This is a genomic window from Proluteimonas luteida, assembly GCF_021191695.1.
In the GTDB taxonomy this organism is placed as follows: domain Bacteria; phylum Pseudomonadota; class Gammaproteobacteria; order Xanthomonadales; family Xanthomonadaceae; genus Luteimonas; species Luteimonas luteida.
On the sequence record NZ_JAIWPT010000003.1, the window covers coordinates 213,652 to 225,140 of the forward strand.

6 protein-coding genes are annotated in these 11,489 nt (G+C 72.5%); 3 read left to right on the forward strand and 3 right to left on the reverse strand.

Annotated elements, in window-relative coordinates; translation table 11 throughout:
- Positions 1–38: 38 nt before the first annotated feature.
- Together recQ and LDO26_RS04380 are read right to left on the reverse strand one after the other, a co-directional pair.
- Positions 39–1,883 (reverse strand): DNA helicase RecQ, encoded by a 1,845-nt coding sequence (gene recQ / locus LDO26_RS04375; RefSeq protein ID WP_232129855.1) that lies wholly within the window; start codon positions 1,881–1,883, stop codon positions 39–41.
- Between the two features lie 106 nt (positions 1,884–1,989).
- Positions 1,990–2,580, reverse strand: a complete 591-nt coding sequence (locus LDO26_RS04380; RefSeq protein WP_232129856.1) for a Dps family protein — start codon at positions 2,578–2,580, stop codon at positions 1,990–1,992.
- Positions 2,581–2,680: 100 nt separating this feature from the next.
- On the opposite strand from LDO26_RS04380, the gene LDO26_RS04385 reads away from it, so the two are divergent.
- Entirely contained in the window at positions 2,681–6,802 is a 4,122-nt protein-coding gene (locus LDO26_RS04385; protein ID WP_232129857.1) for a DUF3418 domain-containing protein, read from the forward strand.
- Positions 6,803–6,830: 28 nt separating this feature from the next.
- Here LDO26_RS04385 and LDO26_RS04390 read toward each other — a convergent pair whose 3' ends face one another.
- Entirely contained in the window at positions 6,831–7,379 is a 549-nt protein-coding gene (locus LDO26_RS04390) for a hypothetical protein (RefSeq protein ID WP_232129858.1), read from the reverse strand.
- A 63-nt stretch (positions 7,380–7,442) separates the two neighbouring features.
- Between LDO26_RS04390 and LDO26_RS04395 the strand changes: the two genes are divergently transcribed.
- Both LDO26_RS04395 and LDO26_RS04400 read left to right on the forward strand, forming a co-directional pair.
- A complete protein-coding gene (locus tag LDO26_RS04395; protein WP_232129859.1) occupies positions 7,443–9,605 on the forward strand; it encodes a RelA/SpoT family protein in 2,163 nt (720 codons plus the stop codon).
- 194 nt (positions 9,606–9,799) lie between these two features.
- On the forward strand, positions 9,800–11,374 hold the full coding sequence (locus LDO26_RS04400) for a hypothetical protein (RefSeq protein WP_232129860.1): 1,575 nt from the start codon (positions 9,800–9,802) through the stop codon (positions 11,372–11,374).
- Positions 11,375–11,489 lie beyond the last annotated feature (115 nt).

Below are 11,489 nucleotides of genomic sequence, written 5' to 3' on the forward strand. Positions count from 1 at the left end.
AGGCGGTCGCAGTCGGCGGGCGAATCGCCCTCAGCCTCTCAGTCCGCTTCGAGCACGGTGTCGATGACCTGCGCGCCGTAGCGTTCGAGCTTGCCGGCGCCGACGCCGCCGATGCCGGCCAGCTGCGTGGTCGTCGTCGGGCGCAGCCGGGCGATCTCGCGCAGCGTGGCGTCGTGGAAGATCACGTAGGCGGGCACGTTCTGTTCGCGCGCCAGGCGCCCGCGCAACGCACGCAGGGCGTCGAACAGCGGCCGGTCCTCGGGCGGCAGCTCGGCATCCGGCGCGGCGGTGCGGGTCGTGCGCGTGCGTTCGCGCGACGGCGCGATCTTGCGCAGCATCACCGGCCGCTCGCCCTTGAGCACCTCGCGGCTGGCCGCGGTCAGGCGCAGGCCGCCGTAGCCCTCGGCGTCGACGTCGAGCAGGCCGTGCGCGACCAGTTGCCGGAACACGCCCTTCCAGCTACGGGCATCGAGGTCGGTGCCGACGCCGTAGGTGCTGAGCCGGTCGTGGCCGAACTGGCGGATGCGCTCGCTGTCGCTCCCACGCAGGATGTCGATGACATGCGCGGCGCCGAAGCGCTGGCCGCTGCGGTAGACGCAGCTCAGCGCCTTCTGCGCGGCGACGGTCGCATCCCAGGCCTCCGGCGGCTGCAGGCAGTTGTCGCAGTTGTTGCAGGCTGTTCCAGGGCCGGTCTGGTCGATCCCGTTGCCGGCATAGTCCTCGCCGAAGTTCGCCAGCAGCACCTGGCGGCGGCAGCGCATCGTCTCGCAGTAGCCGACCAGCGCGTCGAGCTTGCGGTGCTCGAGCCGCTTGCGCTCCTCGCCCGAGTCCGACTGCTCGATCATCTGCCGCAGCAGCACCAGGTCGCCGAGGCCGTAGCACATCCAGGCCTCGGCGGGCTCGCCGTCGCGGCCGGCGCGGCCGGTCTCCTGGTAGTAGCCCTCGATGGATTTCGGCAGGTCGGTATGCGCGACGAAGCGCACGTCCGGCTTGTCGATGCCCATGCCGAAGGCGATCGTCGCGACCACGACGACGCCTTCGCTGCGCAGGAAGCGCCGCTGGTTGGCCGCGCGCAGTTCCGCGTCCATGCCGGCGTGGTAGGGGATCGCGTCGATGCCGTGGCCGGCGAGGTACTCGGCGGTTTCCTCGACCTTGCGCCGCGACAGGCAGTAGACGATGCCGGCCTCGCCGCGATGCGCCTGCAGGAAATCCAGCAGCTGGCGCCGTGCGTTGTCCTTCTGCACCACGGTGTAGCGGATGTTGGGCCGGTCGAAGGAACTGACGAAGCGGCGCGCGTCCTCGAGCTGCAGGCGCTCGGCGATCTCGCGCTGGGTCGGCGGGTCGGCGGTCGCGGTCAGCGCGATCCGTGGTACCTCCGGCCAGCGCTCGTGCAGGATCGTCAGTTCGCGGTACTCGCGGCGGAAGTCGTGGCCCCACTGCGAGACGCAATGGGCCTCGTCGATCGCGAACAGGGCCAGCGGCGCGCGGTCGAGCAGCGACAGGAACCGCGGCGTCAGCAGGCGCTCGGGCGCGACGTACAGCAGGTCGAGGTCGCCGGCCAGCAGTTCGCGCTCGACCCGTTGCGCGGTCTCGGCGTCGAGCGTGGAATTCAGATAGGCCGCGCGCACGCCCAGCTGCAGCAGCGCGTCGACCTGGTCCTGCATCAGCGCGATCAGCGGCGAGACCACGATCGCCACGCCGTCACGCAGTAGCGCCGGCACCTGGTAGCACAGCGACTTGCCGCCGCCGGTGGGCATCAGCACCAGCGCATCGTGGCCGCTGCCGACGTGCTCGACGATGGCGGCCTGTTCGCCGCGGAACGCGGCATGGCCGAAGACGCGCTGCAGTATGTCGCGCGCGGGAGAAGCGGGGGAGACATCCATTGCGACAAGGATACCGGCTGCGGGGCGGGTGCACCTGGCGCCCCGAGCCGGTCCCGACGCGCGACGCCCGGCGCAGGGCCGGGCGTCGTGGGCGGTGGCGGGTGCGCTACTGCAGCAGCGAGCGCAGCATCCAGGCGTTCTTCTCGTGGGTCTGCAGGCGCTGGGTCAGCAGGTCCTCGGTCGGGTCGTCGTCGGCGTCGTCGGCCACGTCCAGCGCCTTGCGGGCGGTACGGCAGACGGCCTCGTTGCCGAGCACCAGCTGGCGCACCATCTCGCGCCAGTCCGGCGACTGCTCCAGGCCCGGCTCTTCCTTGATCGACGACAGCGCGATGAACTCCGCGTACGATCCCGGCGCGTTGTAGCCCAGCGCACGGATGCGCTCGGCGATGTCGTCGAGCGCGTTCCACTGCTCGGTGTACTGGGTCTCGAACATCACGTGCAGCGCGTTGAACATCGGGCCGGTGACGTTCCAGTGGAAGTTGTGGGTCTTCAGGTACAGCGTATAGGCATCGGCCAGGAACGCCGACAGATGCTGGGCGACGAGCTTGCGATCGGTGTCGCTGATCCCGATATCGATGGCTGGTGCGCTGGATCCGGCGCCGGGCGAGGCCACCGCGGCGACGGGGGCTACCGGCTTCTTTCCGGCGGATTTCGCGGAGCTGGACGATTTCTTGTTCTTCGGTGTGGCCTTTGCCATGTGCGGGGACTCCGTTGGGCGGGAAAATTCAATGGAAACCAGCGGCCACGATACGGCCGCGATCGTATGGGATATGTGACTTGAAGGCAGGTTTGCAAGCGTGACCGGGGATGCCACCCGGCGACAGGCGGATGCCACCGTGGCCCGGGCGCGCGCGGCGATCGACGGTGCCCGCAGCCGCGATCGCGGGCGCCTGCTGGGGCTGTGGTCGCGCTGGCGCCGTGCACCGCTGGACGGCGACGCGCGCGCCGCGTTCGAGGCGCGCCTGGCGGCGTCGGTCGAAGCCCGCGAGGCCCAGGCACGGCGGCTGCCGCGGGCCGACGTGGACCCGGCACTGCCGATCGCCGGCAGGGCCGAGGAGATCGTCCGGCTGATCCGCACCCACCAGGTCGTCGTCGTCGCCGGCGAGACCGGCTCGGGCAAGACCACCCAGCTGCCCAAGCTGTGCCTGGCGGCGGGGCGCGGCGCGGCCGGCATGATCGGCTGCACCCAGCCGCGCCGGATCGCCGCGCGCACCGTGGCCCGGCGCGTGGCCGAGGAACTGCAGGTGCCGCTGGGCGGCGCGGTCGGCTACCAGGTGCGTTTCAACGACAACGTCAGCGATGCCACCGCGATCAAGTTCATGACCGACGGCATCCTGCTGGCGGAGATCGCCGCCGATCGCTGGCTGTCGGCCTACGACACCATCATCATCGACGAGGCGCACGAGCGCAGCCTCAACATCGACTTCCTGCTGGGCTACCTGAAGCAGCTGCTGCCGCGCCGACCCGACCTGAAGCTGATCGTGACCTCGGCGACGATCGACACCGCGCGCTTTTCCTCGCATTTCGGCGACGCGCCGGTGGTCGATGTCGAGGGGCGCGGCCATCCGGTCGAGGTGCGCTACCGGCCGCTGGAGTCGGCGTCGCTTTCCCGGGATGGGGTCTCGAACCGCAATGGATCAGGGCGGGACGGTGACGCCGACCCCGGCGCCATGTCGGTCCTCGACGGCATCGTCGCGGTCTGCGACGAGATCTACCTGGGCGCCGGTTCGCGGGCATTGGGCGATACCCTGATTTTCCTGCCCGGCGAGCGCGAGATCCGCGACGCGCACCAGGCGCTCGAACGCCGCAAGTACCGCCACACCGAAGTGCTGCCGCTGTATGCGCGGCTGTCGGCGCGCGACCAGGACCAGGTGTTCAATCCCGGGCCGCAGCGGCGCATCGTGCTGGCGACCAACGTCGCCGAGACCTCGCTGACGGTGCCGCGGATCCACTACGTGGTCGATCCGGGGCTGGCCCGGGTCAAGCGCTACAGCCCGCGGCAGAAACTCGACCGGCTGCACGTCGAGCCGGTCAGCCAGGCCAGTGCCGACCAGCGCAAGGGCCGCTGCGGCCGCATCGCGCCGGGCATCTGCTACCGGGTGTACGCCGAGGCCGATTTCCTGTCGCGGCCGCAGTACACCGACCCCGAGATCCGCCGCGCCTCGCTGGCCGGCGTGATCCTGCGCATGCTCGCGCTGGGGCTCGGCGATCTGGATGGACGCGGCTCCGGCAAGGGCAGGCGCGGCGGCGCGGCAGGCGGCGACGGCAACGCGGATATCATCGCGGATTTTCCGTTCGTCGAGCCGCCCGATCCGCGCGCGATCGCCGACGGCTGGCAGCAGTTGGCCGAGCTCGGCGCGATCGATGCCGACCGGCGGCTCACCGCGACCGGGCGCAGCATGGCCCGCCTGCCGGTCGACCCCAAGCTGGCGCGCATGCTGGTCGCCGCGCAGGCGCACGGCTGCCTGCACGACATGCTGGCGATCGTGTCGTTCCTGGGCATCCAGGATCCGCGCGAGCGCCCGGCCGACCAGCGCGCCGCGGCCGATGGCGCGCACGCGCAGTTCGCCGACCCCAAGTCCGAGTTCGTCGGCATCGTGACGCTGTGGAACGCCTACCGGCAGGCGCACGAGGACATGACCCAGTCGCAGCTGCGCAAGTGGTGCGAGCGCAACTTCCTCGGTTTCCTGCGCATGCGCGAGTGGCGCGAGCTGCACCGGCAGCTGAAGCTGCAGTGCGAGGATCAGGGCTGGCGCGACCGTGGCGCGGGTCTCGACCCGCCATCGGCGACGGAGGGAGGCAAGCCCGGAAACCAGGCGGGTCGGGACCCGCGCTACGTGGCGCTGCACCGCGCGCTGCTGGCCGGACTGCCGACCCAGATCGGTCACCGCGCCGATCCGTCCGGCGGTGGCCGCGCGTCCGGCCAGTTCGAGGGACCGCGCGGGCGCCGGTTCCAGCTGTTTCCCGGCTCCCCACTGGCGAAGAAGCCGCCGCCGTGGGTGCTGTCGGCCACGCTGCTCGACACCGAGAAGGTCTGGTCGCTGACCAACGCGGCGATCGAGCCGGACTGGGCGATCACCGAACTCGGCCATCTGCTCGCGCGCCGGCATCACGACCCGCGCTGGTCGCGGTCGCAGGGACGGGTGATCGGCAGCGAGCAGATCAGCCTGTTCGGCCTGGTGCTGGCGCCGAAGAAGCCGGTCGACTACGGCCGCCTGTATCCGGACGAGGCCCGTGCGCTGTTCCTGCGCGATGGCCTGGTGACCGGCGAGATCAACACCCGCGCCGGGTTCGTCGAGCGCAACCTGCGCATGCTGGCGCGCGCGAGAGAGGAAGAGGCCAAGCAGCGTCGTGCCGGCCTCGTCGTCGACGAGGACTGGATGGCGCAGTGGTACGCCCAGCGCCTGCCGGCGGACGTGCTGTCGGCGCAGGCGCTCGACGCGTGGTACCGCAAGGCGCCCGACGCCGCGAAGCGCGCGCTCGAGTGGAGCCGCGACGACCTGCTGGTCGCCGATGGCGTCGATGCCGAGCTGTTCCCGGCGTTCATCGCGCTGGGCGATGCGCGGCTTGCGGTGTCGTACCGCTTCGAGCCGGGCGAGCCCGACGACGGCATGACCGTGTCGGTGCCGCTGCACCTGCTGGGCGCGATCGACCCGGTGCGGCTGTCGTGGCTGGCGCCGGGCTTCGTCGAGGACAAGGCCGCGGCCCTGATCCGCGGGCTGCCGAAGGCGCTGCGGCGCAACTTCGTGCCGGCGCCGGATTTCGCGCGCGCGTTCGCGCAAGCCTGGCGCGACGGCGATGCCGACGCCTTCACCGGCACGCTGGCGCGGTTCCTGAAGAAGCTGACCGGCGTCGACATCGCCGCCTCCGATTTCGACGAGGCCGCGCTGGAGCCGCACCTGCGCGCGAACCTGCGGCTGGTCGACACCGGTCGCGACCGGAAGGGCGCTGCGGTGCTGGCCGAATCGCGCGATCTCGACGACCTGCGCGTCCGCTTCGGCGCGCGCGCCGCGCAGGCGTTCGCCCTGCATGCCGCCGATGGCATGCAGCGCCGCGGCCTGACCACGTTCCCGGAGACGCCGGTGCCGGTGTCGGTGCCGGGTGCCGGCGGCCTGCCGGCCTGGCCGGCGCTGCAGGACGACGGCGACAGCGCCGCGCTGGCGGTGCACGCCGACGCCGCCAAGGCGCGGCGCCTGCATCCGCAGGGCGTGCGCCGGCTGCTGCGCATCGCGCTGGCCGACCGCGCGCGCCAGGCGCGCCGGCAGTTGCCAGTGCAGCCGAAGACCGCGCTGCTGTATGCGGCGATCGAGTCCGCGGCGCCGCGTCCCGGCAAGGACGGCGACCGCCTGCGCGAGGACCTGGTCGAAGGCGCGCTGTCGGCGCTGCTGCAGGACGGGCTGGACACCATCCGCGACGCCGGCGCGTTCGCCGCGCACGCCGAACAGGTCGGCAAGGTGCTGTTTGGCGAGGCGATGGCGCGGCTGCAGCGCGCCGAGGCGATCCTGGCGCTGGTCGCCGAGGTGCGCGCGAAGCTCGATTCAAAGCTGGTCGGCTGGGCGCGCGCCAACCTCGACGACATGCAGGGCCAACTGGCCGCGCTGGTGCCGCCGGGTTTCCTGCGCGACGTGCCGGCCGAAGCGCTGGCGGCGTATCCGCGCTATCTCAAGGCGCTGGCACTGCGCGCCGAGCGTGCGCTGCGCGACCCGCTGCGCGACCAGCAGCGGATGCTCGACATCCAGCCTTTCACCGACGCGCTGCTCGAACGCGCCGCGGCCGGCGCCGCCGACGATCCCGACTGGCAGGCCCTGCGCTGGGACATCGAAGAGCTGCGGGTGTCGCTGTTCGCGCAGGAACTGGGCGCGAAAAGCGGCGTGTCGGTCAAGAAACTGGCGACGCGGCTGGCGGCGCTGTGCGGTTGACGCACCGCCGGCCGTGTCGGTCCGGGCATCAACGCACGCGTTCGACCTTGGCCTGGGTGTTGTAGCCGTCGACCTTGAGCCACCACACGCCCATCATGCCCGGACGGATGCGTACGCCGATGTCGTTGCCACGCGCCCCCGCCAGCGTTGCGCCATCGGTCTGCCGCCACACCTGGCCGTTGGCCAGCGTGTACTGGCGGCCCTGGGCGAAACCGTTGAAGGGGCCGGGGAGGGTGCTCTCGACCGGCTCGCGCGAAGCGGTTGCCGGTGCCAGTCCCTGCTGGTCGCCCGCGGCTTCGCGTCGGCCTTCCTCGCGGGCCTGGGCGAGTCGCGCCTCCAGGTCCGCATCGGCGCCCGCGGTCACCGCAGGTGCAGCCGGCGCAGGCACGGTCGCTGCGGCGCCATGTCGCGAGAGCCAGTCGTTGAGCCGTGCCAGTTCCTCCGCACTGAGCTTGTTCAGGCCGGTGGCCGTGAAATCCTCGGCCGTCATCTGCTGCTCGATGCGCGGCTGCTGGGCGAACGCGGGCAGCGAAACGGCGAGCATGGACGCAAGCAGGACGGTGTGGATTCGACGCATGGTCTGTATCTCCGGGCAGGTGCCCGCTAGTGTAGACCGTCCCCCGCCCGAGTCATGACGCGCATGTCCGACCGCCCGCAACGGCTCCTCGACAGCCTGCTGGCGCTGCCCGCCGCGGCCGCGCTGGGCGAGCCGCTGCGCGCGGCCCTGCGCGCGGCCGACGCCGATGCGGAGGCCACGGAGGACGGTGCCGGCGATGCCGCGGCGGTGCTGCACGACACGCTCGACGCGCTGCACCGGCTCGGCGCCGACGGCGATGTCGTCGCGGCGGCGATCCTCGATGCGGTGCCGGCCTGGCGCGAGGCCGTGATCGCGCGCGTTCCCGCGCTGGCGCCGCTGGTCGACGGGCTGCGCGCGGCGGAACAGGTCTGGTCGCTGCATGCCGAGCGTGGCGGTCACGGCAATCCGGAAGGCCTGCGCCGCCTGCTGCTGGCGTTGATCCGCGACCTGCGGGTGGTGCTGATCCTGCTGGCGCGACAACTGGCGCAGATGCGCGCGGCCACCCGGGCCGACGAGCCCCAGCGGCGCGCGCTGGCCGCGCTGACCCGCGACATCCACGCGCCGCTGGCCAACCGCCTCGGCATCTGGCAGCTGAAGTGGGAGCTGGAGGACCTGGCGTTCCGCTACCTGCAGCCCGACACCTACCGGCAGATCGCGTCGCTGCTCGACGACAACCGCGCCGGGCGCGAGCGCTACATCGCCGAGGTGCGCCGGCAGCTCGGCGAGGCGCTGGCCGCGCAGGGCATCGAGGCCGACGTCGCCGGGCGCCCGAAGCACATCTTCAGCATCTGGAAGAAGATGCAGAAGAAACACGTGCCGATCAGCGAGCTCTACGACCTGCGCGCGGTGCGCGTGCTGGTCGACGACGTGCCCGCCTGCTACGCGGCGCTGGGCGTGGTGCATGCGCTGTGGACGCCGATCCCGAGCGAATTCGACGACTACATCGCCCGGCCCAAGCAGAACGACTACCGCTCGCTGCACACCGCGGTCGTCGGGCCCGAGGGCAAGACCCTGGAGGTGCAGATCCGCACGCACGAGATGCACGAGGCCTCGGAACTCGGCGTCGCCGCGCACTGGCGCTACAAGGAGACCGGCGGCTCGCAGCGTTCCTCGGCCGGCGACGCCGCGCTTGAGCGCAAGATCGAATGGATGCGGCGGCTGCTCGACGCGACGACCGACGGCGGCCGCGATGCCGATGCGCTGGCCGGCGCGCTGGACACCGAGCTGGTCGAGGACCGGGTGTTCGTGCTCACCCCCAAGGGCGAGGTCATCGACCTGCCGCAGGGCGCGACGCCGCTGGATTTCGCCTACCACGTGCATACGATGGTCGGCCATCGCTGCCGCGGCGCCAAGGTCGACGGCCGCATCGTGCCGCTGGACACCGTGCTGCACAGCGGCGAGCGGGTCGAGATCCTCACAGGCAAGACGCCGTCGCCGCGTCGCGACTGGCTGCTGGCCTCGAACGGATTCCTCGCCAGCCCGCGTTCGCGCGAGAAGGTGCGCGTCTGGTTCCACAAGCTCGACCGCGAGCGCAACGTCGCGGCCGGCCGCGAGCTGCTGGAGAAGGACCTGCGCCGCCTCGGGCTGCTGCAGGCGGACCTCGCGCCGGTGCTGCCGCGCTTCAACGTCGCGACCGCCGACGAGCTTTACGTATTGGTGGCGCTGGGCGACGTCGGGCCGAACCAGGTCGGCCGCGCGCTGCTGGAGCTTGATCGTAGCGAGCCGGAGGAGGAAGCCCCGCCGACGTTGCCGCTGCGGCGACCGCGGCGTGCGCCGAAGGTCGCCGATTCCGCGTTCAAGGTGGTCGGCGTCGACAACCTGCTGGTGCAGATCGCGCGCTGCTGCAAGCCGGTGCCGGGCGAGCCGATCGCCGGCTACCTGACCCGGACGCGCGGGGTGACCGTGCACCGGCGCGACTGCCCGTCGTTCCTGCGCCTGTCGGCCGACCAGCCGCAGCGCGTGCTGCCGGTCGACTGGGGGCAGTCCGGCGGCGGCCACGAGTCGGAGATCCTGATCGAGGCGGTCGACCGCAAGCACCTGCTCAAGGACCTGAGCAACCTGATCGCGCAGGAGGACGTGCACGTGCTGTCGATCGAGGGCGGGCAGCAGCGGCGGGCGCGCGTGCAACTGCGGTTGCGGCTGCGCATCGCCGACTACGGCCAGCTGGCGCGGCTGCTCGGCAAGCTCGACAGCCTGCCGGGCGTGGAGCGTGCGCGGCGGGCATAGAACCTGTCCACGATCCCCGAACCGGCCCGCGTGGCCGCTGCGCGGCCACCCTTCGGGCCGCGCGACCCATTGGAGATCGTGAGCAGGTTCTTAGCCCCGTCCGGCATCGCGGACTGCCGTTGCCGGCCGTGCGGTGACGCTTCCATTCAGGCATTTCTTCCATACTTCGCGTCGTGAACCGCGACCCGGCCCCGATGACTGCGCAACCCGACGGCGATGGCCGCGGAGACGACCTCGGCCGCCTGCGCGCGCAGGCGCCGCTGGCACGCCGCGGTCGTGGTGACCATGGCGGCGGCACGCCGCCCGCGTCGCGGCGCTGGCGCTGGATCGCCGTGGCTGCGGCGGCGACGCTGCTGTTGCTGATCGTGCTGGTGCGCACGTTCGTCGTCGACTGCGTGTGGCCGGAAACCCGTGTGCAGGCATTGCTCGGGCAGGGCGCGGAGGCACTGGTCGCCGGCAGGCTCAGCGCCGAGGACGGCAGCGGCGCACGCCAGTTCTACGAGGCGGCCCTGGCGCTCGATCCCGACGACACCCGCCCGCGGACCGGGCTGGCGGACGTGGCCGATGCCGCGGTCGCCCAGGCCCGCCAGGCCGTCGACGAAGGCCGCCATGCGGATGCGCACGCGGCGCTGCGGCTGGCACGCGAGCTGTCGGCGCCGCGCCAGGATACCGACGCGATCGCCGAATGGTTGCGCACGCGCGAAGCCGCCGATGCCGGTCTGCCGTCGCTGCTGGCGGATGCGCAGGCGGCGCAGGAAGCGGGGCATCTGGATGGCGACGAGGCCGCGGCGCTGCCGCTGTACCGGCGCATCCTTGCCCTGCAGCCGGACGACGCCGACGCCTTGCGCGGCCGCGAGGATGCGCTCGGCACGCTGCTGGACCGGGCGCGCGACCAGCTCCGCAGCGGTGGCCTGCGCGAGGCTGCCGACCTGATCGCGACCGTGCGGCGCTACGACGCCGGCCATGTCGACCTGCCCGATACCGAGGCGCGCCTGACCGAGGAACTCGACGCGCTGCGGCGCCGCGCGGACGCCCACCTCGCGGGTGGGCGGGTCGAGCAGGCCGTCGCCGACTGGCGCGCGCTGCTGGCCTTCGATCCCGACGATGCCGCGGCGGTCCGCGGCCTGCACGAGGCGGCGGCCTTCCACGCGCGCAGCGCCCGGCGGCTGGCGCGGGATTTCGATTTCGCCGGCGCCGATGCCGCGTTGCGGCAGGCCGATGCGCTTGCCGCCGACGACGACGCGGTGCGCGCCGCGCATGCCGCCGTCGCCCAGTCGCGCAGCCGCTTCGGGGCGATGACCCCGGCATTGCCCGCCGCGGAACGCCGCCAGCGCGTGGCCACCCTGCTGCGGCAGGCGGCCGCCGCGGAGGCCCGCGGCGACCTGCTGACGCCGCCGGGCGACAGCGCCTACGACAAGATCCGCGCCGCGCGCGCGCTGGCGCCCGATGACGCATCCGTGGTCACGGCGGCGGCACGGCTGCTGCCGACGGCGCGGCAATGCTTCGATGCCGGCCTGCGCGCCAACAACCTCGCGCGGGCGCGCAGCTGCCTGGAGGCCCGCGACCTGCTCGGCGATGACGAGCCCGCGCTGGCCCAGGCGCGGCGACGCCTGGCGCAACGCTGGCTGGCGATCGGCGACGAGCGCCTCGGCGCCGACAACTTCGACGGCGCCCGCGCCGCGCTCGCATCCGCGCGCGAACTCGACAGCGGCGTGCCCGGACATGCGGAGCTGGAACGGCGGCTGCGCGCGGCGGCGGGAGATCCCTGAGGCGGCATGGGGAATGGGCGTTGCCGCGGTGCCGTGCCAGTCCGCTTTCCTGTCATCCGGTCCGGCCGGACGCGCGGATGCGCCATTGCGACGCGCGGCGCATGCGAGGGGGACC

Excerpts from the sequence above, each read along its gene's own strand:
- recQ (WP_232129855.1), bottom strand. The coding sequence starts at position 1,883 with ATGGATGTCTCCCCCGCTTCTCCCGCGCGCGACATACTGCAGCGCGTC.
- LDO26_RS04380 (WP_232129856.1), bottom strand. The coding sequence starts at position 2,580 with ATGGCAAAGGCCACACCGAAGAACAAGAAATCGTCCAGCTCCGCGAAA.
- LDO26_RS04390 (WP_232129858.1), bottom strand. The coding sequence starts at position 7,379 with ATGCGTCGAATCCACACCGTCCTGCTTGCGTCCATGCTCGCCGTTTCG.
- LDO26_RS04395 (WP_232129859.1), top strand. The coding sequence starts at position 7,443 with ATGTCCGACCGCCCGCAACGGCTCCTCGACAGCCTGCTGGCGCTGCCC.
- LDO26_RS04400 (WP_232129860.1), top strand. The coding sequence starts at position 9,800 with ATGACTGCGCAACCCGACGGCGATGGCCGCGGAGACGACCTCGGCCGC.